Origin of the sequence: Streptomyces sp. NPDC048507, assembly GCF_043199995.1 — a bacterium.
In the GTDB taxonomy this organism is placed as follows: domain Bacteria; phylum Actinomycetota; class Actinomycetes; order Streptomycetales; family Streptomycetaceae; genus Streptomyces.
On record NZ_JBICWZ010000007.1, the window covers coordinates 81,275 to 105,390 of the forward strand.

General features: G+C 73.7%; 24 protein-coding genes. 7 read left to right on the forward strand and 17 right to left on the reverse strand.

Annotation, left to right across the window (positions count from 1 at the left end; all coding sequences use genetic code 11):
• Positions 1–46: 46 nt before the first annotated feature.
• The 4 genes from ACGFXC_RS20600 to ACGFXC_RS20615 all read right to left on the reverse strand — a co-directional run bounded on the left by ACGFXC_RS20600 (position 47) and on the right by ACGFXC_RS20615 (position 4,154).
• Positions 47–712: a response regulator gene (locus ACGFXC_RS20600; protein ID WP_393714753.1), complete on the reverse strand. Its 666-nt coding sequence runs from the start codon at positions 710–712 to the stop codon at positions 47–49.
• Positions 709–1,950, reverse strand: a complete 1,242-nt coding sequence (locus tag ACGFXC_RS20605) for a sensor histidine kinase (RefSeq protein ID WP_393714755.1) — start codon at positions 1,948–1,950, stop codon at positions 709–711. Before ACGFXC_RS20605 ends, ACGFXC_RS20600 begins: the two co-directional genes overlap by 4 nt.
• A gap of 233 nt (positions 1,951–2,183) precedes the next feature.
• Positions 2,184–3,203: a hypothetical protein gene (locus ACGFXC_RS20610; protein ID WP_393714757.1), complete on the reverse strand. Its 1,020-nt coding sequence runs from the start codon at positions 3,201–3,203 to the stop codon at positions 2,184–2,186.
• A gap of 96 nt (positions 3,204–3,299) precedes the next feature.
• On the reverse strand, positions 3,300–4,154 hold the full coding sequence (locus tag ACGFXC_RS20615; RefSeq protein WP_393714759.1) for an IclR family transcriptional regulator: 855 nt from the start codon (positions 4,152–4,154) through the stop codon (positions 3,300–3,302).
• Between the two features lie 156 nt (positions 4,155–4,310).
• On the opposite strand from ACGFXC_RS20615, the gene ACGFXC_RS20620 reads away from it, so the two are divergent.
• From ACGFXC_RS20620 to ACGFXC_RS20635, 4 genes are all read left to right on the forward strand, one after another.
• The gene (locus tag ACGFXC_RS20620) at positions 4,311–5,906 is read left to right on the forward strand and encodes an aldehyde dehydrogenase family protein (RefSeq protein ID WP_393714760.1); all 1,596 of its coding nucleotides are present in this window, start codon (positions 4,311–4,313) and stop codon (positions 5,904–5,906) included.
• Between the two features lie 41 nt (positions 5,907–5,947).
• Positions 5,948–6,169: a hypothetical protein gene (locus ACGFXC_RS20625; protein WP_393714761.1), complete on the forward strand. Its 222-nt coding sequence runs from the start codon at positions 5,948–5,950 to the stop codon at positions 6,167–6,169.
• A 53-nt stretch (positions 6,170–6,222) separates the two neighbouring features.
• Complete coding sequence (locus ACGFXC_RS20630; protein ID WP_393714763.1) at positions 6,223–7,446, forward strand: TerD family protein; 1,224 nt, start codon at positions 6,223–6,225, stop codon at positions 7,444–7,446.
• 112 nt (positions 7,447–7,558) lie between these two features.
• Positions 7,559–7,741: a hypothetical protein gene (locus ACGFXC_RS20635; protein ID WP_393714764.1), complete on the forward strand. Its 183-nt coding sequence runs from the start codon at positions 7,559–7,561 to the stop codon at positions 7,739–7,741.
• Between the two features lie 81 nt (positions 7,742–7,822).
• On the opposite strand, the gene ACGFXC_RS20640 is transcribed toward ACGFXC_RS20635, so the two are convergent.
• Positions 7,823–9,271 carry an alkaline phosphatase PhoX gene (locus ACGFXC_RS20640; protein WP_393714766.1) on the reverse strand — a complete coding sequence of 483 codons (1,449 nt, stop codon included), beginning with the start codon at positions 9,269–9,271 and terminating at the stop codon, positions 7,823–7,825.
• Between the two features lie 294 nt (positions 9,272–9,565).
• Positions 9,566–11,047, reverse strand: coding sequence for a hypothetical protein (locus tag ACGFXC_RS20645; protein WP_393714767.1), 1,482 nt, complete (start codon positions 11,045–11,047; stop codon positions 9,566–9,568).
• 307 nt (positions 11,048–11,354) lie between these two features.
• On the opposite strand from ACGFXC_RS20645, the gene ACGFXC_RS20650 reads away from it, so the two are divergent.
• Both ACGFXC_RS20650 and ACGFXC_RS20655 read left to right on the forward strand, forming a co-directional pair.
• A complete protein-coding gene (locus tag ACGFXC_RS20650) occupies positions 11,355–13,196 on the forward strand; it encodes an endonuclease/exonuclease/phosphatase family protein (RefSeq protein ID WP_393714769.1) in 1,842 nt (613 codons plus the stop codon).
• A gap of 271 nt (positions 13,197–13,467) precedes the next feature.
• Positions 13,468–13,722 (forward strand): hypothetical protein, encoded by a 255-nt coding sequence (locus ACGFXC_RS20655; protein WP_393714771.1) that lies wholly within the window; start codon positions 13,468–13,470, stop codon positions 13,720–13,722.
• 102 nt (positions 13,723–13,824) lie between these two features.
• On the opposite strand, the gene dapD is transcribed toward ACGFXC_RS20655, so the two are convergent.
• The 3 genes from dapD to ACGFXC_RS20670 form a co-directional block, all read right to left on the reverse strand.
• Complete coding sequence (gene dapD, locus ACGFXC_RS20660) at positions 13,825–14,805, reverse strand: 2,3,4,5-tetrahydropyridine-2,6-dicarboxylate N-succinyltransferase (protein WP_393714772.1); 981 nt, start codon at positions 14,803–14,805, stop codon at positions 13,825–13,827.
• 141 nt (positions 14,806–14,946) lie between these two features.
• The gene (locus tag ACGFXC_RS20665) at positions 14,947–15,486 is read right to left on the reverse strand and encodes a TetR/AcrR family transcriptional regulator (protein WP_393714774.1); all 540 of its coding nucleotides are present in this window, start codon (positions 15,484–15,486) and stop codon (positions 14,947–14,949) included.
• Positions 15,486–15,809, reverse strand: coding sequence for a DMT family transporter (locus tag ACGFXC_RS20670; protein ID WP_393714776.1), 324 nt, complete (start codon positions 15,807–15,809; stop codon positions 15,486–15,488). The genes ACGFXC_RS20665 and ACGFXC_RS20670 overlap by 1 nt, the downstream gene beginning before the upstream one ends.
• 107 nt (positions 15,810–15,916) lie before the next feature.
• Here ACGFXC_RS20670 and ACGFXC_RS20675 point away from each other — a divergent pair, with 107 nt between their 5' ends.
• On the forward strand, positions 15,917–16,771 hold the full coding sequence (locus ACGFXC_RS20675; protein WP_393714778.1) for a hypothetical protein: 855 nt from the start codon (positions 15,917–15,919) through the stop codon (positions 16,769–16,771).
• Here the strand turns inward: ACGFXC_RS20675 and ACGFXC_RS20680 are convergent.
• The 8 genes from ACGFXC_RS20680 to sufD form a co-directional block, all read right to left on the reverse strand.
• The gene (locus ACGFXC_RS20680) at positions 16,758–18,125 is read right to left on the reverse strand and encodes a hypothetical protein (protein WP_393714780.1); all 1,368 of its coding nucleotides are present in this window, start codon (positions 18,123–18,125) and stop codon (positions 16,758–16,760) included. The two genes, ACGFXC_RS20675 and ACGFXC_RS20680, sit on opposite strands and share 14 nt — an antisense overlap.
• Positions 18,122–19,540: a hypothetical protein gene (locus ACGFXC_RS20685; protein WP_393714781.1), complete on the reverse strand. Its 1,419-nt coding sequence runs from the start codon at positions 19,538–19,540 to the stop codon at positions 18,122–18,124. The genes ACGFXC_RS20680 and ACGFXC_RS20685 overlap by 4 nt, the downstream gene beginning before the upstream one ends.
• Positions 19,541–19,695: 155 nt before the next feature.
• A complete protein-coding gene (locus tag ACGFXC_RS20690; RefSeq protein ID WP_008741046.1) occupies positions 19,696–20,040 on the reverse strand; it encodes a metal-sulfur cluster assembly factor in 345 nt (114 codons plus the stop codon).
• Positions 20,037–20,498, reverse strand: a complete 462-nt coding sequence (gene sufU / locus ACGFXC_RS20695) for a Fe-S cluster assembly sulfur transfer protein SufU (protein ID WP_393714783.1) — start codon at positions 20,496–20,498, stop codon at positions 20,037–20,039. The genes ACGFXC_RS20690 and sufU overlap by 4 nt, the downstream gene beginning before the upstream one ends.
• Before the next feature lie 31 nt (positions 20,499–20,529).
• On the reverse strand, positions 20,530–21,786 hold the full coding sequence (locus tag ACGFXC_RS20700) for a cysteine desulfurase (RefSeq protein ID WP_393714785.1): 1,257 nt from the start codon (positions 21,784–21,786) through the stop codon (positions 20,530–20,532).
• Complete coding sequence (gene sufC, locus ACGFXC_RS20705) at positions 21,783–22,550, reverse strand: Fe-S cluster assembly ATPase SufC (RefSeq protein WP_362878160.1); 768 nt, start codon at positions 22,548–22,550, stop codon at positions 21,783–21,785. Before sufC ends, ACGFXC_RS20700 begins: the two co-directional genes overlap by 4 nt.
• Positions 22,551–22,557: 7 nt before the next feature.
• Positions 22,558–22,887 carry a bifunctional 3-phenylpropionate/cinnamic acid dioxygenase ferredoxin subunit gene (locus ACGFXC_RS20710; protein ID WP_362878162.1) on the reverse strand — a complete coding sequence of 110 codons (330 nt, stop codon included), beginning with the start codon at positions 22,885–22,887 and terminating at the stop codon, positions 22,558–22,560.
• Positions 22,887–24,065, reverse strand: coding sequence for a Fe-S cluster assembly protein SufD (gene sufD / locus ACGFXC_RS20715; protein ID WP_393714787.1), 1,179 nt, complete (start codon positions 24,063–24,065; stop codon positions 22,887–22,889). The genes ACGFXC_RS20710 and sufD overlap by 1 nt, the downstream gene beginning before the upstream one ends.
• Positions 24,066–24,116 lie beyond the last annotated feature (51 nt).

Consider the following 24,116-nt stretch of genomic DNA (forward strand, 5'->3'; position numbering starts at 1 on the left):
CGAGCGGCCCCAGGCGTTCCGCTCTGCCCCGATTGTGGCGGGGTTCTCAGCCTTTCCTCATGATGAAGCCCCCCTCGTAGGCCGCGATGACCGCCTGCGTGCGGTCGCGGGAGCCGGTCTTGGCGAGGACGGCCGCCACGTGCGTCTTGACGGTCTGCGGGCCGACCCCCAGGCGTCCGCTCATCTCCTGGTTGGAGAACCCGGTGGCCATGAGGCGCAGCACGTCGGCCTCGCGTTCGGTGAGCCGGGCCGCCCACGGCGGGGCGGCGGGCGCGGTCCGGGCCGCGTGCGCGGCGGCCAGGGAGCGGACCGCCGCCGGGAAGAGCAGCGAGTCGCCGCGGGCGACGAGACGGACCGCGCCGATCAGTTCCCCGGGCTCGGCCCGCTTGAGGAGGAACCCGCTGGCCCCCGCCCGCAGGGCGTCGTAGACGTGGGCGTCGTTCTCGAAGGTGGTGACGACCACGATGCGGGGCGGGTCGGGCATGGTCGCGAGGATCTGCTCGGTGGCCCGGATGCCGTCGATCTGCGGCATCCGGACGTCCATCAGCACCACGTCGGGCTCCAGGGAGCGGACCAGTGCCACGGCCTCGGCGCCGGTGGCGGCCTCCCCCACCACCTCCAGATCGTCCTCGGCGTCGAGGATGACCCGCAGCGCGGTGCGGACCATCCGCTCGTCGTCGACGACGACCAGCCGCAGCCGCGCCCCGCTCATCGCTCCTCCCCCCGGGCCGTGGGGACCTGCGGGTCGGCCGGTCCCAGCGGGAGGGCGGCCCGCAGCTGCCAGCCGTCCGGCCCGGGGCCGGCCGCGAGGGAGCCGCCGAGGAGCGCGGCCCGCTCGGCGGCGCCGCGCAGCCCCCGGCCCCCGGTGGTGCGCGGTGCGCGGTCCGCGCGGCCGAGCGAGGTCTGCGCGGGCGGGTTCGTCACTGTGATCTCCAGTTCGCGGTGGCCGGCGTCCCCGTGGACCCGGACGCGGAGGGCGACCGGGCCCCCGCCGTGGCGCAGGGCGTTGCTCAAGCCCTCCTGGACGATCCGGTACGCCTCGCGGGAGGCCGTCGCCGGGAGCCGCGCCCAGCCCCCGGCCGGTCCGGGCCCCAGGTCGGCCGTGACGGCGGTACCGCTCGCCCTGGTCCGGTCCAGCAGCCCGTCGAGGTCGCCGGCCAGGGTCGGGGCGGGCGCGGCCGCCGCCCCGGCCGGGCCGCCGTCCCGCAGCAGGCCGAGCACCGCGTCCAGCTCCCCCACGGTGCGCCGGGTCGTGTCCTCGATCGCGGCGAGCGCCTCCCGTACGAACTCCGGGTCCTCCTCGAAGACCCGGCGGGCCGCCACCGCCTGGAGGGTGACGGCGCTCAGGGCGTGGCCCACCGCGTCGTGCAGCTCGCGCGCCAGCCGGTTGCGCACGGCCAGGTCGGCGGCCCGCTCCTCGGCGGCCACCAGCCGGTCCGCCGCGGTCGGTCCGAGGAGCACGGGCGCGAGCCGGGCCAGCAGGGCCCCCGCCCCGGCGGAACACAGCACGACGGCGGCCAGCAGCCCCGCCCCGAGCAGCGGAGCCACCAGCGGCCCGCCCCCGGAGCCGAGCCGGCCCCCGCCGAGCGGGGACGCGCGCAGGGTGTCCGACAGCGGCAGCGCGATCAGCACCACCCCCAGGGGCGGCGCCGCGAGGCTCACCCCGCCGACCAGCGCGCCGACCCCCAGGTGCAGGGTCCACCAGACGGCGGCCCGCCACCGGGCGGCCCAGGACCGGCCGGGCCCCTGGGCCAGCAGCTCCCCCGGCACTCCGGCCAGGGCCCGCGCCGCGGCCACCGACAGCGGCCGGACGGGCCCCAGCAGCCCGGTGACGGCGGCCAGCGGTAGCGCGGCGGCGTAGGAGACCAGCGTCAGCGGGAGGGAGGCCATGGCATTGACCCCGCCGGCCGCCATCCCCACCCCGACCTGGGTGAGCAGCAGGTACGGCATCAGCAGGGCACCCCCGCCTATCAGGTGCACCCAGCGCAGCCGCGCCCCCGCCCCCCAAACCCACCGCGCCCGGCCCCGCAGCGCCCCGAACCCCTTCACGACTCCCCCGTTCGTCCGCACCCGGGACACCCGCGCCCCGGGCCCCCGCCCCGTGCCTGCCCGCCCACCCGCCTGTCCCGTGCCGCCCGGTCCGGCTCCGGCCCCGGGCGCCCCGCCGTTCCCGCCTCCTGCGCTCACACCGTCCGGCGGGAGCGCAGGAAGCGTATGAGGACGGCGGCCGCGAGCAGACCGGTGAGCATCTGGCCAGCGTAGGCCGCGACCATCCCCCCGCCGGGCGAGTCCGCGGGACCGGTCTCGGGCGCCAGGGCCGCGAACAGCAGCCACGTCCCCCAGCTCAGCGCGGCGGCCGCGCCGACCCAGGTGAGCGCCAGCGGCCCCGCCGCCCGCCACGGGCCGCCCCGGGCCAGCAGCACCGCCCCCGCGGCGGCCGCGAGCGCGCACAGCGCGTGCACCGCCGACACCACACCCGTCTCCGCGGAGTACTCCGCGGCCCGCCGGGCGGACAGCCCGGCGCCTCCGCCGCAGGTCCAGTACAGGTACGCCGTGGCCGTCACCGCGCCCGCCACCGCCGCGGCTCCCGCCACCACCCCCGTGGGAGACGGGAGCCGCCGGCCCGGCGCGCCCTGCCAGAGGCGACCCCAGCGCCGGCGCGCGTACGGCACGAACAGGCCGGCCAGGGCGATCCCCTGGACGATGAACCCGCCGTAGACGACGCCGAACACCCACGGATCGAGGAAGGGCCCCGCGGCGGCCCGGGCCGCCCCGTCCGCGCCCAGCCCGGCGGCCTGCACCAGGAGCTGGCCCGGATAGCCCAGGACGATCGGGGTGAGCAGGCCGGTCGCGGCGAACACCGGGACGGTCAGCGCCCAGGAGGGGACGCGCAGGCCCCAGGGACGGGTGAGGAGCAGGACGAGCAGGACCACCGTCGCGTCCATCGCCATCGACACGGCGTTGACCGCCATGAAGAACGGCCCGGGATCCAGCAACACGCTCCCCGGGGGTATCCCGAGGTGACTCCCGGCCAGCCAGGCCCCCTTGAGGGTGAGGTACGGCAGGGTGGCGGCCATGGCCGCGGCGCGCAGGAACAGCGATCCGCGCCCCGGCCGGGTCGTGGGCGGCGCGGGCGTCGTGGGCAGCGCGGCCGTCGCGGGCAGGGCCGTCGCGGGCGTCGTGGGCAGCGTTCGTGTGGTCATGTCCCCACGGTCCCGTGCGCCGCCCGCCGCCACCTCCCCCACCAAGGGGATCCCTCTCCCCCAATTGGGGGAGGACCACCGGAACCCCGCCCCGGCTCACATCCGGCGCGTCACCACCGAGAGCCGGTCCCGGGCCTCGAACAGGGCCGACTTGATCAGCTGTTCGTGCCCCGGCGTCAGCCGCGCCACCGGCACCGAACAGCTCACCGCGTCCCGCGCCGGGGTCCGGTACGGCACCGCCACCCCGAAGCAGCACAGCCCGAGGGTGTTCTCCTCCCGGTCCAGCGCGTACCCCTGCTCCCGCACCAGCGCCAGCTCCTCCACCAGCTGCTCCCGGTCCGTGATGGTGTGCTGCGTGACCGACTCCAGGCGGCGCGGCAGCAGCGCGCGCACCTCGTCGTCGGTGTGAGTGGCCAGCAGGGCCTTCCCGAGCGCCGTCGAGTGCACCGGCAGCCGCCGGCCGACCCGGGTGAAGGGCCGCAGGTGGTGCTGGGACTGCCGGGTGGCGAGGTAGACCACGCTCGTCCCGTCCATCCGGGCCAGGTGGATGGTCTCGGTGGTGTCGTCGGAGAGCCGGTCCAGGGTGGGCCGGGCGGCCGCCACCACCTCGTCCCCGTCGATGTAGGAACTGCCGACCAGCAGGGCCCGTACGCCGATGCCGTAGCGGGTGCCGGTGGCGTCCGTCTCCACCCAGCCCAGGTTCACCAGGGTGCGCAGCAGCATGTAGAGGCTGGACTTGGGCAGGGCGAGGTCGTGCTGGATGTCGGCCAGGCTGTGCAGGCCGGGCCGCGCCGCGAAGTGCTCCAGCAGCAGGACCGTGCGCACCGCCGACTTCACCGGCGCCGCGGTGTGCCCCTCCGGACCGTCGGCCGTCCCCGGACCGTGGGCCGTCCCCGGACCGTGGGCCCCCTCCGGGCCATCGGCCGTCGCCGCCGTCTCCGCTGTCGTCATGCGCCTGCTTCCCCTCTGTCCGGCTCCGGCCCCCGTTCGGGGCCGGGCTCTCCCCTTGTCACGCGGTGGGCGCGGAAATAGAGTCCGCAGCGGCAGTGATCATTCATCCACCGGAACGCCGTTCAGAATACTGAACGATCCAGGAGGCAGCGGGCGATGGCAGCGACACCAGTCTGGAGTGTGGACCCCCGCACCGGGAAGCGGCACGGACAAGTCACCGCCGAAGCCTCGCCCCGGGACGTCGACGTCGCCGTGCGCGCCGCGCACGGCGCCCGCGCCGCCTTGGCCGACGCCCCGGCCCGCGCCGCCTTCCTGCGGGCCGCCGCCGGACTGCTGGACGGCGCCGGCGAACGGATCGTCGAGACCGCCGACGCCGAGACCGCGCTGGGCCCGGTCCGGCTCACGGGCGAGCTCGCCCGCACCACCGGCCAGCTGCGGGCCTTCGCCGACCTCGTCGAGGAGGGCTCCCACCTCGACGTCCGCATCGACCGCGCCGACCCCGCGCTCACCCCGCCGCGCCCCGAACTGCGCCGCTACAAGGTGCCGCTGGGAGTGGTCGCCGTCTACGCCGCCTCCAACTTCCCGCTCGCCTTCTCCGTCCCCGGCGGGGACACCGCCAGCGCCCTCGCCGCCGGCTGCCCCGTGGTCGTCAAGGCCCATCCCGACCACCCCGCCACCTCCGAGCTCTGCGCCTCCCTGCTGAGCCGGGCCGCGGAGACGGCCGGCCTGCCCGCCGCGGTGGTCCGCGTCGTCCACGGCTTCGACGCGGGCCTGGAGCTGATCCGCCACCCCCTCGTCACGGCCGCCGGATTCACCGGTTCCGTACGGGGCGGGCGGGCCCTGTTCGACGCGGCCACCGCCCGGCCCGTCCCCATCCCCTTCCACGGCGAGCTCGGCTCCCTCAACCCGGTCGTGGTCACCCCGGCGGCCGCCGCCGAACGCGCGGTGGAGATCGGCGGCGGACTCGCGGGTTCCGTCACCCTCGGCGCGGGCCAGTTCTGCGTGAAGCCCGGCCTGGTCCTGGTCCCCGAGGGCCCGGACGGCGACCGGCTCGCGGACGCGCTCGCCGCCTCCCTCGCGCAGGCCGGTCCCGGGGTCCTCCTCGACCGCCGGATGCGGGAGGACTTCCTCGCCGGGGTGGCCGAGCGGTCCGCCCTGCCCGCGGTCACCGCACCCGTCGCGCCCGGGCCCGCCGGGGAACACGCCGTCGGCCCGGGGTACTTGAGCGTGCCCGCCGCCGGCCTGCTGGGCGGCGGCCACGAGCTGCTCCTGGCGGAGTGCTTCGGTCCGGTGACCGTCCTCGTCCGCTACGCCGGCCGCCGCGAGGCCGCCGGGGTGCTGGGCCTGCTCGAAGGGAACCTGACGGCGACCCTCCAGCTCTCCGCCGCCGAGGCTGCGGGGACCGCGCCGGCGGACGCCACGACGGCGGACGCCCCCGCCGGGCCGGACGGCCCCGACGTCCCCGACGCCGCCGACGCCCCCTCGGCCGCCGAGCTGATCGGGCTGGTCACGGCGCTGGCCGGACGGGTCGTGGTGAACGGCTGGCCGACCGGCGTCGCGGTCGCCCCGGCCCAGCACCACGGCGGCCCCTACCCGGCCGCCACCTCCCACTCCACCTCCGTCGGCGCCACGGCGGTCGAACGCTGGCTGCGCCCGGTGGCGTACCAGTCGGTGCCCGACGCGCTGCTCCCTCCCGAACTGCGCGAGGCCAATCCGCTGGGGGTGCCCCGCCGGGTGACCGGAGACCGGTAAACCCGTTGCCCGCCCCGCTCCGGCGGGGGCAGGCTGCGCCCATGCCCAGACCCCACGGGTTCTCGTACGAGATCCGCAACGACACCAGTGTCCACATCACCCACCAGGGCCGTGCCGCCGCCACCCTGCGAGCCGGGCGCGCCGCCGCCTTCCTCGCCGAGGTGGAGAACGGCGACGCCCAGCTGGTGATGGCCCGCTGGACCGGCTCCTACAAGTTCGGCAACGAGCGCACGGCCCGCAACCACCCGCGCAACCGCCGCTGAAATATCCCGCGAGGGTAAGGGAACGGCAAAGCCACTCCGGTCGTTCTCCGGGCATGACCGCTATGACCCCTGGTTCCAACCTGCCGCTCAATGCCGTCAGCGTGACGGTCGACGTGGCTGCCCCGGTGCGTCTCGACGTCTCGGGTCTCCTCCTCGCCGCGGACGGCAAGGTGCGTTCCGACGCCGACTTCATCTTCTACAACCAGCCCTCCGGGCCCGGCGTGAGCCACCGGTCCGGCGGCGGGTCGGCGCCCGACTCGATCACCGTGGACACCGGCGCGCTGCCGCCCGGCATCGAGCGGATCGTGGTCACGGCCAGCCCGGACGCCGCCGGGCAGACCTTCCAGGGCATCGAGCCCACCGCCACCGTGCGGGACGCGGCCACCGGAGCCGTGATCGCCAGCTTCACCCCGCCCCGGCTGGGCGCGGAGACGGCGCTGGTGGTCGTCGAGGTCTACCAGCGCGGCGGCGTGTGGAAGGTCCGCGCGGTCGGTCAGGGGTACGCCAACGGCCTCGCCGGCATCGCCACCGACTTCGGGGTCTCCGTGGACGAGGAGCCGGCCGCGGCCCCCGCCGCCCCGCCGGTGCCCCCGGCACCGCCCGCCCCGCCGGTCTCCCACCCCGTCTCCCCCTGGCTCGGCGGCCCCGCGCCCGCCCAGGCCGCGCCCGCCGCGCCGCCCGCCGCCCCCCTCGGCGCCGGGAAGGTCAACCTCGACAAGGGCCGGGTCAGCCTCCAGAAGAACCAGACGGTGTCCCTGGTCAAGGGCGGCCGCCCGCTGCTCTCCCAGGTCAAGATGGGTCTGGGCTGGGAGCCCGCCTTCCGCGGCGCCGACATCGACCTCGACGCCTCCGTCATCGCCTACGGCCCGCAGCGCAACCACATCGACAGCTGCTACTTCGGCAAGCTGTCCATCCTGGGCGGCGCGATCAAGCACTCGGGCGACAACCTCACCGGCGAGGGCGCCGGGGACGACGAGGTGATCGTCGTGGACCTCGGCCGGATCCCCGCCGAGGCCACCGGCCTGGTCTTCACGGTGAACTCCTTCTCCGGGCAGAAGTTCACCGACGTCGCCAAGGCCTACTGCCGGCTCGTCGACGCGGCGAGCGGCGAGGAGCTGGTCCGCTTCGACCTCACGGGCGCCGAACCGCAGACCGGCGTCATGATGGCCAAGCTGATCAAGCAGTTTTCCGGCGAATGGGAGATGACGGCCATGGGCGACTTTGTGAAGTCCCGCACAGTGCGTGGCATGGTCAAGCCCGCCTCGCAGGCACTCTGAGCAGGTCGGCGGGTACGCGGCGGCCCCGGCGCGGACGGCCGGGGCGGCCGGGTGATGGATGCCACCCGTAATCCGGAGGTGGCTGTCAGTGCCCGCCCGTAGCCTTGAACGCATGCCCACGCAGAACACACTCCAGTCCGCGGGACCCGCGCGCCCGTCCGCCGCCGAGGCGAACGAGGCGATCCGGCTCCTCGTCGAGACCCGGGTGGACGGCGAGTGGCCTGCGCAGGCGTACGAGTTCCTGCTGGAGGAGTGGGCCGCCGCCTCGCGCAAGGACGTCCGCGCGGACTGGTGAGCGGCCCCGGCGGGCCGTCACCGGCCGCCGCAGACAGGTGAGCCCCGCCCCCTTGGGGCGGGGCTCCGTGCGTCCGCCCCGTCAGTGCCCGCGCCGCCAGGGGCCGGTGACGGCCAGCATGATGCCGGGTTCCTGGATGTTGGCGTACAGGGTCCGGCCGTCCGGCGAGAAGCAGACCCCCGTGAACTCCGAGTACTCGGGCTCCCCGGGGGTTCCGATGTTGAGCTCGTTGCGCGCCAGCGGGTAGACCCGGCCCGATTCGGTGGCCCCGAGCAGGTGCTGGAGGCCGCTGCCGTCCTCGGCGATGACCAGTCCCCCGTACGGGGACACCGTGATGTTGTCGGGGCCGTCGTAACCGCCGTCCGCCGCCGGATCTGCGTTGACCCCGATCAGGACGACGAGGCGGACGGTGCGCCGCTTCGGGTCGTAGAACCACACCTGGCCGTCGTGCGCGGCGCCCGGGCTCTCCCCGCGGGCGTAGGAGGAGACGAAGTAGGCGCCCCCGTCGGCCCACCACATGCCCTCCAGCTTGCGCGCCCGGGTCACGGCGCCCGCCGCGAACTGCCCCCGTACCGGCACGCTCCGCGCGTCGCGGTCGGCCACCGGCGCCCAGTCGACGCCGTAGACCGTGCCGGTCTTCGTCGCGCGCGAGAGGTCGTCCACGAACCGGCCGGAGCTGTCGAAGCACTTGGCGGCCGCGAGGACCCCGGCATCGGCGGCGAGCGTGCGCAGCTTGCCGCGCCCGTGCCGGAAGCCGTGCGGCGGGGTCCAGCGGTAGAGCAGCCCGTTGGGGCCGGAGGCGTCCTCCGTCAGGTACGCGTGGCCCTGGCGCGGGTCGATGACGACGGCCTCGTGCGCGTACCGGCCGAAGGCCTTGACCGGCCGGGGGTCGCGGTTGGCCCGGCGGTCGTGGGGGTCGACCTCGAAGACGTAGCCGTGGTCCTTGGTCATGCCGTTCTTGCCGGCCAGGTCCTCGGTCTCCTCGCAGGTCAGCCAGGTGCCCCAGGGGGTGGCGCCGCCCGCGCAGTTGGTCGACGTACCGGCGATGCCCACCCATTCGGCCACCTCGCCGCCGCGCCGGACCTCGACGACGGTGCAGCCGCCGGCCGCGGCCGGGTCGTAGACGAGGTCCCCGGCGAGCGGGACGGGGTGCGCCCAGTTCGCACGCGGCCCCTTCAGCTCGTGGTTGTTGACGAGGAGGGTGACTCCGCGCCGCCCCTCGAACGCGGCGGTCCCGTCGTGGTTGGAGGGGGTGCTCTCGCCGGAGTCCAGGCTGGTCACACCGCTGTGGGTGATCACCCGGTAGGTGAACCCGGCGGGCAGGGCGAGCAGTCCGGCCGGGTCGGGGAGCAGCGGTCCGTAGCCGGGGCCGTGCGGGCGGCCCTGCGCGTCGGCGCCGTCCTGGTGGGGGCCGTCGTCGGCCGCCAGCGCCCCGGGGGCGGTGGCGAGGGCGGCGACCGTTCCGGTGAGGGCGACGCCCGCGCCGGCGATGACGGTACGGGCGGTGAAGTCTCTGCGGCTGAGGGGCATCGGGTCTCCAGGGGTGGGGAGGTGGTGCGCCTGACGTACGGTCGTCGGCGCACACGCTCCCGCCCGTACGTGAACGGCGGCTGAACTACCCGCGAATGGGGCCCGATCCCTTGCCGGTGGCCGCAATGGCGTAGTCCGGCCACTCGAACGGCTGATCGCGCACCCTTCCGGCCGCGCCGGGGCGCCCCCTCCGGCCGCGCCGAGCGCCCCCTCCGGCCGCACGGGCGCGCCCCCTGCCTCCGCACGGGCGGCGCACCCCCGCCCGCCGCGCCGGACGCGTCCACGGCCCGCCCGTCAGGGCTGCCGGGAGCGGGCTTTGAACGCCGCCTTCCGGGCCTCCTTCGAGGCCTTCTTGTCGGGGTGCAGCCGCCCCATCGCCTCCAGGACGTAGGCCGTCGCGGGGTGCTCGACCCGCCACACCTGCTCGAAGAACTCCGCGTGGTGCCCGGTCAGCGAACTCATCAGCAGCGGCAGTTCCTCGGTCTCGCCGTCCGCCGCGAGCTGCGCGGCGATGGTGTCGACCGTCAGCCACAGCACCATCTCAGCGTCCGGGGCCGGTACGTCGCCCACCCCGTGCTCCGCCAGCCAGACGCGGGCCAGCCCGCCGAGCTCCGGATCGTCCAGCACGGCCCGCACCGCCGGCTCGGCCTCCCGCCCGGCGGGGGTCAGGGCCTGCTGGCAGCGCAGCCGGCGCAGCGGGGCGCCCTCGTCGTCCCCGCGGGCCGCGGCGAGCAGTTCGGCGACGGCGTCCGGCAGGTCGCGGCCGGCCAGCCACGCTTCGATCTCGGCCTGCGCGGCGCCCTCGGGGTAGCAGGAGACCGCGTCGAGCAGGGCGTCGGCGCCCTTGTCCGCCAGCTCGCCGAGGGCGGGGGCCTCGACGCCGGCTTCGAGCATCCGGGCGCGGACCCCGTAGAGGCCGAGCGGGGTCAGCCGCACCATCCCGTACCGGGAGACGTCCTCGTCGTCGCCGTCGTCCTCGGGGAACGGCCCGGCGGTGTCGTCGGCCTCCGCCATCAGTTCCTCGTCGACGGGGCGGAACTCGACCAGGCCGATCGGCTCCAGCTGCCGGAACTGGTCGTCGAGGCGCATCATCGCGTCGGAGACCTGCTCCAGGACCGCGTCGGTCGGCTCCCCCATGTCGTCGGGGACGATCATCGAGGCGGCGAGCACGGGCAGCGGCACGGGGCCCTCGCCCCCGCCGCCCTCGGCGACGGTGAGCAGGTAGAGGTTGGCGAGCACCCCGTCGAGGAAGTCCGCCTCGCGCTGGGGGTTCCAGTCGAGGCGGTCGAAGTCGATCTCGCCGCCCGCGTCCATGGCGTCGACGAGGTCGTCCAGGTCGGGGACGGCCGCGTCGGCGAGGACGGTGTCCAGGGCCGCGAGCCACAGGTCGAGGACGTCGCCGGGGGCGCCGCCCGCCACCAGCGCGAGGTCCTCCCCGGGGGTGGCCGTGCCGAATTCGGGCCCGTCGCCCGCGCCGTCGCCGTCCTCCTCCGGTTCCGTCACGTCGACCAGGCCGGTGTCCACGGCCACCCGCCAGGCCTGGCCCGCGTACACGGGGCTGTCCTCGTCGCCGGCGTCGAGGCCGAGCACGGTCACGGCCTCGGCCAGCTGCTCGGGGACCAGCTCCCCGCCGACGTCGACGCGGGTGTCGGGGCCGGCCCAGCGGGCGAGGCGTACGGCGCGGGCGAACAGCGGGGCGACGAGGGCGTCGCGGGCCAGCTCCGCATCGGAGTGCAGCCGTACCGGCGGCAGCGTGGGGTGCGGCTCTGCGGACATGGGGTGGTTCTCCTCGGACGGGACGCGCGGCGGCGGGCGTGGCGGACGACGGACGACGGGGCACGGTGAGGGGCGGTGGGGGACGGTGGCGCGGGTTCGCGGACGGGGTGTCAGGCCCGTTGCGGCGTCCCAGGGTAGACGCATTTCGGGCAGCCCCGAGGAGCCATCGCCCTCGGTTCATCCCACAGTCAACTCCCGTCTTCCCTGGAGGCCTTGACAACGTCGCTGGTCACACTGGAAATTGACGCGCGTAGATGTATCAGGGTCCACTCGTCCCACCCCCCTCCACACACCGGAGTTCCCGCCCATGCGCTCCTCGCATCCCCGTTCCGCCGCCGTCGCGGCCCTCGTCGCCACCGCCCTGGCCACCGGCCTGCTCGCGGGTTCCGCCGACGCGGCCGAAGGCGCCGTGTCCGCCGATCCGATACGCATCCACGACATCCAGGGCACCACCCGGGTGTCCCCGCTCAACGGCAAGGCCGTCGCCGACGTCGCCGGCATCGTGACCGGCGTGCGCACCTACGGCTCCCGCGGCTTCTGGCTCCAGGACCCGGACGCCGACGACGACCCGGCCACCAGCGAGGGCGTCTTCGTCTTCACCAACTCCGTCCCGACGGTGGCCGTCGGCGACGCGGTCAAGGTCTCGGGCACGGTCGGCGAGTACGTTCCCGGCGGGCTCGGCTCCGGCAACCAGTCGATCACCCAGATCGCCAAGCCCACCGTGACGGTGGTCTCCTCGGGCAACGCCCTGCCCGCGGCCGTCGCCGTCAACGAGTACTCGGTGCCGGCCGCCTACGCCCCGGCGGGCGACCCGGCCGCGGCGGGCAGCATCAACGCCCTGACGCTGGAGCCCTCGCGCTACGCCCTGGACTACTACGAGTCCCTGGAGGGCATGAACGTCAAGATCGGCACCTCCCGCGTGGTCGGCGCCACCGACCCGTACAGCGAGCTGTGGGTCACGGTGAAGGGCTGGGAGAACACCGCCAAGCGCGGCGGCACGCTCTACGGCTCCTACGAGTCCCAGAACACCGGCCGTCTCCAGGTCCAGCAGCTCGCGCCGATCGCGCAGCAGCCCTTCCCGGTGGCGAACGTCGGCGACAAGCTGACCGGCACCACCGAGGGTCCCCTCGACTACAACCAGTTCGGCGGCTACACCCTCGTGGCCCGCACCCTGGGCACCGTCAAGGCGGGCACCCTGGCCCCCGAGAAGACGAAGGCGCAGGCGGCCAACGAGCTCGCGGTGGCCACGTACAACGTCGAGAACCTCGACCCGACGGACCCGCAGTCGAAGTTCGACAACCTCGCCAAGGCGGTCGTGGAGAACCTCGCCTCGCCCGACGTCCTGGCGCTGGAGGAGATCCAGGACGACAACGGCGCCAAGAACGACGGCACCGTGTCGGCCGAGCAGACCCTGACGAAGTTCACGGCGGCCATCGCGGCCGCCGGCGGCCCGTCCTACCAGTGGCGGACGGTCAACCCGGAGAACAACAAGGACGGCGGCGAGCCCGGCGGCAACATCCGCCAGGTGTTCCTGTTCAACCCGGCGCGGGTCTCCTTCACCGAGCGCGCTCCCGGCGACGCCGTGACGGCGACCGGCGTGACGACGGAGAACGGCAAGGCCGCCCTGACCCACTCCCCCGGCCGGATCGACCCGGCGAACGCGGCGTGGGCCGACAGCCGCAAGCCGCTGGCCGGCGAGTTCGTCTTCAAGGGCAAGACGGTCTTCGTCATCGCCAACCACTTCGGCTCCAAGGGCGGCGACGAGGGCCTGACCTCGGTCCACCAGCCGCCGGTGCGTTCCTCGGAGGCCAAGCGGCTGCTCCAGGCGCAGGCCGTGAACGGCTTCGTGAAGCAGCTGCTGGCGGTGGACAAGAACGCGGCCGTGCTCGCCGTCGGTGACATCAACGACTTCGAGTTCTCCGGGACGGCGCAGGCGCTGGAGGACGGCGGGGCGCTCTACTCGGCGATCAAGTCGCTGCCGAAGGCGGAACGTTACTCCTACGTGTACCAGGGCAACGCCCAGGTGCTGGACCAGATCCTGACCAGCCCGGCCGTGAAGAACTACACGTACGACAGCGTGCACATCAACGCCGAGTTCTCCGCGCAGAACAGCGACCACGACCCGCAGGTGCTGCGCTTCCGCCCGTGAGGGCACGTCACGCGGCATGACGCTGCGTGACCTCCGGTCCGCGAAGGGCCCGGCCGCCGTCCCGGCCGGGCCCTTCGCCATGCGCGGACGGGGGACTTCGCCACGCCCGGGCGGGCCCTTCGCCACGGCCGGGCGGGGACTTTCGGCCCTGGCGTGACACTCGCCACACCCCTGCCGAAATCGTCCGGTTGTGGTGTTGAGTGTCTGCACGCCCGATCATCCGTCCCGGTTTCGTCCGGGCTCGTACGGTTCGCACTCACCGGAGGACCGCGTGTTCCCCTCCATCTCTCCCGTCCAGGAAATCGGCCTCGCCGTCCTGTTCGTGGCCGCCCTCGTCTGGGTCCTCGGCCTGGGCCACATGCTGTGGGACAGCCGGTTCCACCACCCCGAGCCGGGCGCCTACGACGGCCTGCCGGTCATCCCGTCCCAGCGTTCCGCCGCCGGGCACCCGATGGAGTCGGTGGAGCTGACGGAGGCGGAGGAAGCGGCCTTCGCGGGCTTGATCCGCACCTTCCCCCCGCGCTGACGCCCGGCCGCCGAGCCGCCCGCCGGCACGGCCCTCGCGCACACGGCGGAGCCCCTCGCCCCGGCCGGGGTGAGGGGCTCCGCCGCCCGTGGCCCGTACGGGTCAGTTGTGGCTGTGCAGGACCTCGTTCAGGCCGCCCCAGGCCGCCTTGTAGGGGCGGGCCTCGACGGCGCCGGTGACCGAGTTGCGGCGGAAGAGGATGTTGTTGGCGCCGGAGAGCTCCAGGGCCTTGACGATCTGGCCGTCCGGCAGGGTGACGCGGGTGCCCGCGGTCACGTAGAGACCGGCCTCGACGACGCACTCGTCGCCCAGGGCGATGCCGACGCCCGCCTCGGCGCCGATCAGGGTGCGCTGTCCGATCGAGATGATCTGCTTGCCGCCGCCCGAGAGGGTGCCCATCGTGGACGCGCCGCCGCCGATGTCGGAGCCGTCGCCGACCACGACGCCCGCCGAGATGCGGCCCTCGACCATGGAGGTGCCCAGGGTGCCCGCGTTGAAGTTGACGAAGCCCTCGTGCATGACCGTGGTGCCCTCGGCGAGGTGCGCGCCGAGGCGGACCCGGTCGGCGTCGGCGATGCGCACGCCCTTGGGGGCGACGTAGTCGGTCATGCGGGGGAACTTGTCGATCGAGGTGACCTGGAGGTGCAGGCCCTCGGCGCGGGCGTTGAGGCGGACGGTCTCCACCTGGTCGACGGCGACCGGGCCGAGCGAGGTCCAGGCGACGTTGGCGAGCAGGCCGAAGACGCCGTCCAGGTTCTGGCCGTGCGGCTTGACCAGGCGGTGGCTGAGCAGGTGCAGCCGCAGGTACGCGTCGTGCGCGTCCAGCGGCTTGTCCTCCAGGGAGGAGATCACCGTACGGACGGCCACGACCTCGACACCGCGGACCGCGTCCGTGCGGATCGCCTTGGCCGCGGCCGCGCCCAGGAGCTCCACGGCCCGCTCGGCGGTGAGGCGCTCGGTGCCGGCCGGGCCGGGCTCGGCGACCAGCTCGGGGGCGGGGAACCAGGTGTCGAGGACGGTGCCGTCGGAGGCGAGGGTGGCAAGTCCGGCGGCGACGGCGCCGGTGGTACGCGTAGCAGTCATGCCCGAAACCTAACCGGCGACGGCCCGCGCCCGCGAACCGGTCTCAGGTGCCGGGCGCACCGCGTGTCGCCGGGCCGCCCGGCGGCACGGCCGGCCGGCGGGCCCGCGGAGGCCGTCGCGCGCCCGCCGCGGGTCTCCCGGTCAGGCGGCGGGCCCCAGGACCCGGCCCAGGACGGCGCGCGCGTACGGCTCCTCGTACGGGCGGCCGGTCAGCAGGACCTGGAGGCTGATGCCGTCCATCACGGCCACCAGCGCCCGCGCGGTCACCGGATCGGTGTGCTCCGCGAGGGCCGTCGCCACCGATTCCAGCCACTCGGCCGCGACCGGCCGCAGCGCGGGCCGGCGCAGGGCGGCCAGGTAGAGCTCGTACTCCAGCTCGGCCCGCCCGCGGTCGGCCCCCAGGAGCCGTCCCAGCAGCCGGGCCAGCGCGTCCGCGAGGTCCTCGCCCGGGTCCGGCGCCCACCCGCGGGCGTGGCCCTCGTTGGCCTGGCGCAGGGCGGCCACGAGCAGCTCGTCCAGGGTCGTGAAGTGGTACGTCGTCGAGCCCAGCGGCACGTCCGCCTCCGCCGCGACGCTGCGGTGGCTGAGGCCCGCGATCCCCTTGGCGCCCACCACCCGGATCGCCGCGTCGATGATGCGCTGCCGGCGCTCCGGATCGTGGCGGCGCGCCCTCGCCGCCATCAGTGGGCCGCTCCGCCCAGGTTCAGCAGGACCACGCCGGCGATGATCAGCGCGATCCCGGCGAGCTTCGCCGCGGTGGCGGCCTCCCCCATGAACACCATGCCGATGGCGGCGATGGCGGCGGTGCCGACCCCGGCCCATATCGCGTACGCCGTGCCGACCGACAGGGACTTCAGGGTCTGGGCGAGCAGGGTGAAGGCGATCGCGTACCCCACCAGCGTGCCGAGCGAGGGCCACAGCCGGGTGAAGCCGTCGCTGAACTTCATGGCGGTGGTCCCGGCCACCTCGGCGGCTATGGCCGCGGCAAGCAGTACGTAGGGCATGCGGACAACTGTACGCATCGATGCGTACACATGTACACACGCACGTCTCAGGACACTCACAGGCTCCGGGGTTACGGTGTCCCCCCTCATCCGACAGGGGGCTCCGCATGGCGCAGCAATGGACCCACCGGGGCGGCGGCTGGCTGCCCCCACAGCGGCCCCGGCCGGGCGTGGTGCCGCTGCGCCCGCTGGGGCCCGGCGACATCCTCGGGGGCGCCGTCGCCGCCTTCCGCCGCTACGGCGGCCGGGTGTGCGGCGCACTGCTGCTCGGCCAGCTCGCGGCGGGGGTGCTGGTCATCGCGGCGGCGGGGGCGGCGGCCCTGGCCTCCCTGAGCCCGCACGCCGGCGAACGGGCCTTCGTCTGGGTGCTCTTCCCGGCCGCGGCCCTGTTCCTGCTCTTCACCTGCGCGCTGGCCACCGCCCTGATCGCCGCCCTGCTGCGCCCGGCGGTCCTCGGCCGCGCCGTGACCGTGCCGGGCCTGCTGCTGGCCGCGCTGCCCCGCACCCCGCGGGTGCTGGGCGCCCAGCTGCTGGCCCTGCTCGCGGCGGCGGGTCCGGGGGCGGTGGTCCTGGCGGCGGGGCTGCCCCCGCTGGTGCTGGTCCCGCTGGCCCCGGTCGCGCTGTGGCTCGGGGTGCAGTTCGCGCTGGCGCCCACCGCCGCCGGGTACGAGGGGCTCGGACCGGTGGCGGCGCTGCGCCGTTCGGTCCGCCTGGTGCGCGGCGCCTGGTGGCGGACCTTCGGCTGGACCGCTCCGGCCGTGGCCCTCACCGCGGGGGCCGGGTGGGCGCTGCTGGTGGGGGCCGGGCTGCCGGGCGCGCTGGTGGCGCTGGTCGTGCTGCCGGCGTTCCCGCAGCTGCCCGCCGGACTCCTCTACGTGGACCGGCGGATCCGCCGCGAGCAGCTGGCCGAGGCCCTCGCGGCGGATCCGGAGCCGGAGCCGGATCCGGTCATCCCAGGGTGAACCAGGCGGCCCGGGCCTTCTTCCACTCCGGGTGGGTGAGGTCCTTGGCCTCGGTGCCGTCGCCGTACAGGTCGGCGGAGCCGCTGTCGGTGACCAGCTGCACCCGCGCCCCGGGGACGCTCAGGTCGGGCACCTCGACGATGGCCTCCCAGCCGCCGGGGTCGCTGGTCGGCAGGTCGGCCCGCTTGACGGGGGCGTGGCCGGGGACGCCGTCCCACTGGTAGAGGGCGTACGGGTCGGAATTGTCGTCGGCGGCCCAGGAACCGGCCAGGATCAGGTACTGCCCGGCGGCGTTCTTGCGCAGGTCGCGGACGGCGAGGCCGCCGAGGTCCAGTTCGATGCCGGCCCCGAAGACGGCCTTGGAGCCGCTGGAGAGGACCGTGTCGAAGTTGGTGACGGGCACCAGCAGCGCCTTGCCGCCGGGTACGGCGGGGGCGAGCGGGGCCCGGAAGCCCAGGTAGGCGGTGGTGGTGGAGCCCGGGGCGAACTCCAGCCCCTCCACGTTGAACCCGTCGATCTGCTTGGGCGCCTCGCCGTCGGCGGTGCCCGCCGCGAACCCGTAGCGGTTGCCGTTCGCCTTGTCCCAGGCGACGAGGTCGTCGCGGAGCTTCTTGTACGAGCGCCCGTAGGCGAGCTGGGTGGCGGAGCCGGTGCCGTTCACCGTGGTGGTGAACACCGTGTTGCGGGGGGCCTTGTACTCGCCGTCCTTGTTGTTGCCGAGCGAGCCCGTCCAGTAGATGGTGTTCCCGATCCGGGTCGCGCCCTCGATGTCCACCTCCTTGGAGACGCCGAGCTGCGAGCTGAAGTCCCAGGTCCGCACCGGGGCGGCGGAGTGGGAACGGTCGTACAGGCGCAGGACGTTGCTCTCGTCGTCGGCCACGACGGTGAAGCCGCCGCCGACGTCGACGGCGGCCGAGCTGTCCGAGGCGCCGCTGAAGTAGCGGGCGTCGGCCGGGTTCTGGACTGCGGCCGAGGCGGCGTAGGAGAGGGTCTTGGTGGCGCTCTTGCCGCCGAGGCCGCTCACCTTGACGGTGAGGTTGGTGTAACCGCGGGCGTGCGCGGTGACGGCCAGCCTGCGCACGGCTCCGGTCCCGGTGACGGTGACGTCGCCGGTGCCCGCGACCGAGGACTTGCTGGAGGCGGTCGCGCTGACGGTGAGCGCGGAGGCGTCGGCCCCGCTCTGCCCCACCGTCACGTCCACGGTCTGGTCGTCGACCCCGCCGACGGCGCCGGACAGGTAGGAGGCGGAGAAGGAGATGGTCGGCGTGCCGTAGCCCGCCGCCTGCGCCGGGGCGTTCAGCCCGGCGAGCAGGACCGCCGCGAGCGCGGCCGTACCCAGGTGCTTGTTCTTCATCGGTGTCCCCCACGGGTCGGGCCGAGCGTGAACCACGCGGAGCGGGACTTCTTCCACTCCGGGGCCGCCAGGTCCTTGGCTTCGGTGCCGTCGCCGTACAGGTCGGCGGCTCCGTTGTCGGTGATGAGCTGTACGCGGGCGCCGGGCACCCGCAGGTCGGGCACGTTCACGATGGCCTCCCAGCCGCCGGGGTCGGCGGTGGGCAGGTCGGCGCGCTTGCGCGGGGCGTGGCCGGGGACCCCGTCCCACTGGTAGAGGGCGTACGGGTCGCTGTTGTCGTCGGCGGCGAAGGAGCCGGCCAGGATCAGGTACTGGCCGGCCGCGTTCTTGCGCAGGTCGCGTACGGAGAGGCCGCCCAGGTCCAGCTCGACGGGCTCGCCGAAGACGGGCTTCTCCCCTGCGGCGACGACCCGGTCGATGTTGGTGACGGGCACGAGCAGCGCCTTGCCGCCGGGTACGGCGGGGGCGAGCGGGGCGCGGAAGCCCAGGTAGGCGGTGGTGGTGGAGCCCGGGGCGAACTCCAGCCCCTCCACGTTGAACCCGTCGATCCGCTTGGGGACCTGGCCGGCCGCGGTGCCCGCGGCGAAGCCGTAGCGGTTGCCGTGCGCGGTGTCCCAGGCGATCAGGTCCTCGCGCAGGCTGCGGTAGGCGGGGCCGACGGTGACCTCGGTGGCGGCTCCGGAGCCGGTGACGCGGGTGGTGAAGACGGTGTTGCGCTCCGCCTTGTACTTGCCGTCCTTGTTGTTGCCGAGCGAGCCCGTCCAGTAGACGGTGTCACCGACCCGGGCGGCGGCCTCGATGTCGGCCTCCTTCTTCAGGCCGAGGGCGGGGCCGAGGTCCCAGGTCTTGACGGGCCCGCCGGAGCGGGAACGGTCGTACAGCCGCAGCACGTTGGACTCGTCGTCGGCCACCAGTACGTGGCCTCCGCCGACGTCCACGGCGGCGGAGGCGTCGGAGGACCCGGTCAGGTAGCGGGTCGAGGAGGGGGCCCCGGTGCGGGCCGAGGCCGCGTAGGAGAGGACCGCGGTGGCGGTCTTCCCGCCGCGTCCGGTGACGCGCAGGGTGAGGTCGGTGTACCCCTGGGCGCGGGCCCGGACGGTCAGCGTCCGGTCGCCGCCCGGGGTGCGTTCCTGGCGTACGTCGCCCGCGCCGGCGACCGCCGGGTTGCTGGAGGAGACCACCTGGAGCCGCAGGAACCCGGCCGGAACGCCCGCCTGCTCCACGTCCACCGTGACGGCGGGGTCACCGGAGGCTCCCACGGCGCCGCTGAGGTGGGTGGCGGACAGCGCGATCGTCGGGGCGGCGTAGCCGGAAGCCGCGTACGCGGGTCCGGTCAGCCCCGCGAGGAGCAGCGCCGCGGCCCCGGCGGCGCCGACGGCGCCGCAGCGGCGCGCCGGTGAAAGGCGAACGGTCACAGAGGGTCCTCTCGTGTGCGCCGCCCTTTTTCAAGGCGGCCGTCGAGAAGATTCGGCCACCGTGGCCAACTCCCGGTGCACGTCACCTGTCGGCCCGGAAAACAGGGAGGGCCCCCGGCACGACCGTGCCGGGGGCCCTCTCGCAGTCGCCTCGCTCAGACGTTGAAGCCGAGCGCGCGCAGCTGTTCACGACCGTCGTCCGTGATCTTGTCCGGGCCCCACGGGGGCATCCAGACCCAGTTGATGCGGAGTTCGTTGACGATGCCGTCCGTCGCCGACTTCGCCTGGTCCTCGATGACGTCGGTCAGCGGGCAGGCCGCCGAGGTCAGGGTCATGTCGAGGGTGGCGATGTTCGCGTCGTCGACGTGGATGCCGTAGATCAGGCCCAGGTTGACGACGTCGATGCCCAGCTCGGGGTCGACCACGTCGTAGAGGGCCTCGCGGACCTCTTCCTCGGTGGCCGGCTTGATCGACGCCTCGGGCGTCGCGTTGTCGGTCATGCCGTCTTCCTCTCCGCGTCGCCCAGAGCCTGGGCGGTCGCGTCCTTCCACGCCATCCAGCTCAGCAGAGCACACTTCACGCGCGCCGGATACTTGGAGACGCCGGAGAAGGCGATGGCGTCCTCCAGCACCTCCTCCATGGCCTCGTCGGGCTCCAGCTTGCCCTTGGACTGCATCAGCTCCAGGAAGGTGGCCTGGATCTTCTGCGCCTCGGCCAGCGACTTGCCGACGAGCAGCTCGTTCAGTACGGACGCGCTGGCCTGGCTGATGGAACAGCCCTGGCCCTCGTAGGAGACGTCGGTGAGCGTCTCCCCGTCGTACTTCACGCGCAGCGTGATCTCGTCCCCGCACGTGGGGTTGACGTGGTGCACCTCGGCGTCACCGTCGCGCAGGCCGCGACCGTGCGGGTGCTTGTAGTGGTCCAGGATCAGGTCCTGGTACATCGAATCCAGCTTCACTGCGGCCCCAACGCCTTCGTCTCGTCCCTCGTCATCCGAAGAAGTTCCGTACGTGCTCCAGCCCGTCGATCAGCGCGTCGACCTCGGCGGGAGAGGAGTACAGGTAGAAAGACGCCCGCGTGGTCGCGGGAATTCCGTACCGCAGGCAGACGGGGCGCGCGCAGTGGTGTCCCACGCGGACCGCGATGCCCTGTTCGTCCAGCACCTGGCCGACGTCGTGCGGGTGGATGTCCCCGAGCGTGAAGGAGATCGCGGCGCCGCGGTCCTCGGCCGTGGTGGGGCCGATGATCCGCAGGTCGGGGACCTCCAGGAGGCGCTTGACCGCGTACTCGGTGATCGCGTGCTCGTGGGCGGCGATCTTCTCCATGCCGATCGAGGTCAGGTAGTCCACGGCCGCGCCGAGGCCGACGGCCTGGGCGATCGGGGGCGTACCGGCCTCGAACTTGTGGGGCGCGGGGGCGTACGTCGACGAGTGCATCGACACGGTCTCGATCATCTCGCCGCCGCCGAGGAACGGCGGGAGGTCCTCCAAGAGCTCCTGGCGGCCCCACAGGACGCCGATGCCGGTCGGGCCGCACATCTTGTGGCCGGTGAAGGCCACGAAGTCGGCGCCGAGGGCCTGGACGTCCAGGGGCATGTGCGGAGCGGCCTGCGAGGCGTCGATCAGCACCAGCGCGCCGACCTCCTGCGCGCGCCGGACGATGGCCTCGACGGGGTTGACCGTGCCCAGGATGTTGGAGACCAGCGTGAAGGAGACGATCTTCGTCTTCTCCGTGATGACCTCTTCGATGTTGGACAGGTCGAGCCGGCCGTCGTCGGTCAGGCCGAACCACTTCAGCTTCGCGCCGGTGCGCTGCGAGAGCAGCTGCCACGGCACGATGTTGGAGTGGTGCTCCATCTCCGTGATGGCGATCTCGGTCTCGCGGTCGACCCGGTAGGGCTCGTCGGCCCAGCCGAGCATGTTGGCGACCAGGTTGAGCGACTCCGAGGCGTTCTTGGTGAAGATCACCTCGTCGCGGCTCGGGGCGTTGATGAAGGCGGCGACCTTGTCGCGAGCGCCCTCGTACAGCGCCGTGGCCTCCTCGGCGAGCACGTGCACGCCGCGGTGGACGTTGGCGTTGTGCCGCTCGTAGTACTCGTTGAGCGCGTCGAGCACCTGGCGCGGCTTCTGCGAAGTCGCCGCGTTGTCCAGATAAACGATCTTCTTCCCGTCGTGGACCACACGATCCAGAAGGGGGAAGTCCTTGCGGATCGCCTCGATGTCGAGGAGGCCAGGCAGCTGTGTCACGCGGTCGCGCCACCCTTCGTGCTGTACGACTCGTAGCCTTCGGCCTCCAGCTTGTCGGCGAGCTCGGCGCCGCCGGACTCGACGATGCGGCCCTCGGAGAAGACGTGGACGAAGTCGGGCTTGATGTAGCGGAGGATCCGCGTGTAGTGCGTGATCAGCAGGGTGCCAACCTCGCCCGTGTCGCGGACGCGGTTGACGCCCTCGGAGACCTGGCGCAGGGCGTCGACGTCGAGGCCGGAGTCGGTCTCGTCGAGGATCGCGATCTTCGGCTTCAGGAGCTCCAGCTGCAGGATCTCGTGGCGCTTCTTCTCACCGCCGGAGAAGCCCTCGTTGACGTTGCGCTCGGCGAAGGCCGGGTCCATCTGGAGCTGCTCCATCGCGGACTTGACCTCCTTCACCCAGGTGCGCAGCTTGGGGGCCTCGCCGCGGATGGCGGTGGCCGAGGTGCGCAGGAAGTTGGAGACCGAGACGCCGGGGATCTCGACCGGGTACTGCATGGCGAGGAAGACGCCGGCGCGGGCGCGCTCGTCGACGGACATCTCCAGGACGTCTTCGCCGTCGAGGGTCACGGTGCCGCTGGTGATCGTGTACTTCGGGTGACCGGCGAGCGCGTACGCGAGGGTGGACTTGCCGGAGCCGTTGGGACCCATGATGGCGTGCGTCTCACCCTGCTTGATGGTGAGGTTGACGCCCTTGAGGATCTCGCGGGCGGCGTTCTCGGCCTCGACGGAGACGTGCAGGTCGTGGATTTCAAGCGTTGCCATGGATACCTCAGGACTCCTGGGTGAGGGAGGCGCGTACGTCGACAAGGACGTTGCCCCCTTCGATCTTTACGGGGTATACGGGTACGGGGCGCGTCGCGGGCAGACCGGACGGCTTGCCGGTGCGCAGGTCGAAGGCCGAGCCGTGCAGCCAGCACTCGATCATGCAGTCCTCGACCTCGCCCTCCGAGAGCGAGACGTTCGCGTGCGAGCAGATGTCGTTGATCGCGAACACCTCGCCCCCGGTGGAGACGATGGACACCGGCGTGCCGTCGAGTTCGACCCGCTTGGGGGCGTCCTCTTCCAGCTCGCTCAGCGCACAGGCCTTGACGTAGGTCATCAGACGGACGCCTGCAGCTCGGTTTCGATCTTCGCGAGGAGCCGCTCCTCGATGTCCGGGACACCGATCTGCTGGACGAGCTCGCCGAAGAAGCCGCGCACGACCAGACGGCGGGCCGTGTCGGCCGGGATGCCGCGGGACTGGAGGTAGAAGAGCTGCTCGTCGTCGAAGCGGCCGGTCGCGGAGGCGTGGCCGGCGCCGACGATCTCGCCGGTCTCGATCTCCAGGTTCGGCACCGAGTCGACCCGCGCGCCGTCCGTGAGGACGAGGTTGCGGTTCATCTCGTAGGTGTCGGTGCCCTCGGCGGTCTTCTCGATGAGGACGTCACCGATCCAGACGGCGTGCGCGTCCTGGCCCTGGAGCGCGCCCTTGTAGACCACGTTCGACTTGCAGTGCGGGGCCTTGTGGTCGACCAGGAGGCGGTGCTCCTGGTGCTGGCCGGCGTCCGTGAAGTACAGGCCGAACAGCTCGGCCTCGCCGCCGGGACCCGCGTAGTTCACGCGGGGGTGCAGGCGTACGAGGTCGCCGCCGAAGGTGACCACGATCGACTTGAAGCTCGCGTCCCGGCCGATCAGCGCGTTGTGCTGGGAGACGTGGACGGCGGTGTCGTCCCAGTCCTGCACGGAGACCACGGTCAGCTTGGCGCCGTCGCCGACGAGGAAGTCGACGTTGGCGGCGCGCACGCCGTCACCGGTGTGGTCGATGACGATGACCGCCTCGGCGAAGGCCTGCACGTCGAAGACGGTGTGACCGAAGGTCGTGCCGCCCTCGCCGTGCAGCGTGACGCGCACGGGCTCGGCCAGGACGGCCTCCTTGGGCACGGTCACGACCGTGGCCTTGGCGAAGGACGAGAAGGCCTGCGCGGCGATCCGGTCCACCGGGGTGCCGGCCTTGCCGATGCGCGCGTCGCCGCGCTCCACGGACTCGATCGTGACGACGTCGGGCGCGTCGATCTGGGCCTTCATGGTGCCGTCGGCGACCGCGGTGCCGTCGTGCAGACCCTTGAGGCGCGCGAGCGGCGTGAAGCGCCACTCCTCCTCGCGGCCGCTGGGCACGGGGAAGTCCGCCACGTCGAAGGACGGGGGGGCACTCATCCGGGTGGCGACGGTGGACTCGGCGGCCACCGCGATCGCGCCGGCGGTGGTGGAACCCGCCGGAATGTTCTGAGCCTCTGCCATGGCTGTCGTCTTGCTCTCTTCCTAAAGAATGTGCTGCGGGACGGGCGGCCG

Coding starts and splice junctions, on each gene's coding strand:
- ACGFXC_RS20600 (WP_393714753.1), bottom strand. CDS start 712: ATGAGCGGGGCGCGGCTGCGGCTGGTCGTCGTCGACGACGAGCGGATG.
- sufD (WP_393714787.1), bottom strand. CDS start 24,065: ATGGCAGAGGCTCAGAACATTCCGGCGGGTTCCACCACCGCCGGCGCG.
- ACGFXC_RS20690 (WP_008741046.1), bottom strand. CDS start 20,040: ATGACCGACAACGCGACGCCCGAGGCGTCGATCAAGCCGGCCACCGAG.
- ACGFXC_RS20605 (WP_393714755.1), bottom strand. CDS start 1,950: ATGCCGTACCTGCTGCTCACCCAGGTCGGGGTGGGGATGGCGGCCGGC.
- ACGFXC_RS20675 (WP_393714778.1), top strand. CDS start 15,917: ATGGCGCAGCAATGGACCCACCGGGGCGGCGGCTGGCTGCCCCCACAG.
- ACGFXC_RS20635 (WP_393714764.1), top strand. CDS start 7,559: ATGCCCACGCAGAACACACTCCAGTCCGCGGGACCCGCGCGCCCGTCC.
- ACGFXC_RS20610 (WP_393714757.1), bottom strand. CDS start 3,203: ATGACCACACGAACGCTGCCCACGACGCCCGCGACGGCCCTGCCCGCG.
- ACGFXC_RS20640 (WP_393714766.1), bottom strand. CDS start 9,271: ATGCCCCTCAGCCGCAGAGACTTCACCGCCCGTACCGTCATCGCCGGC.
- ACGFXC_RS20615 (WP_393714759.1), bottom strand. CDS start 4,154: ATGACGACAGCGGAGACGGCGGCGACGGCCGATGGCCCGGAGGGGGCC.
- ACGFXC_RS20670 (WP_393714776.1), bottom strand. CDS start 15,809: ATGCCCTACGTACTGCTTGCCGCGGCCATAGCCGCCGAGGTGGCCGGG.
- ACGFXC_RS20665 (WP_393714774.1), bottom strand. CDS start 15,486: ATGGCGGCGAGGGCGCGCCGCCACGATCCGGAGCGCCGGCAGCGCATC.
- ACGFXC_RS20650 (WP_393714769.1), top strand. CDS start 11,355: ATGCGCTCCTCGCATCCCCGTTCCGCCGCCGTCGCGGCCCTCGTCGCC.
- ACGFXC_RS20620 (WP_393714760.1), top strand. CDS start 4,311: ATGGCAGCGACACCAGTCTGGAGTGTGGACCCCCGCACCGGGAAGCGG.
- ACGFXC_RS20625 (WP_393714761.1), top strand. CDS start 5,948: ATGCCCAGACCCCACGGGTTCTCGTACGAGATCCGCAACGACACCAGT.
- ACGFXC_RS20680 (WP_393714780.1), bottom strand. CDS start 18,125: ATGAAGAACAAGCACCTGGGTACGGCCGCGCTCGCGGCGGTCCTGCTC.
- ACGFXC_RS20645 (WP_393714767.1), bottom strand. CDS start 11,047: ATGTCCGCAGAGCCGCACCCCACGCTGCCGCCGGTACGGCTGCACTCC.
- dapD (WP_393714772.1), bottom strand. CDS start 14,805: ATGACTGCTACGCGTACCACCGGCGCCGTCGCCGCCGGACTTGCCACC.
- sufC (WP_362878160.1), bottom strand. CDS start 22,550: ATGGCAACGCTTGAAATCCACGACCTGCACGTCTCCGTCGAGGCCGAG.
- ACGFXC_RS20630 (WP_393714763.1), top strand. CDS start 6,223: ATGACCGCTATGACCCCTGGTTCCAACCTGCCGCTCAATGCCGTCAGC.
- ACGFXC_RS20710 (WP_362878162.1), bottom strand. CDS start 22,887: ATGACCTACGTCAAGGCCTGTGCGCTGAGCGAGCTGGAAGAGGACGCC.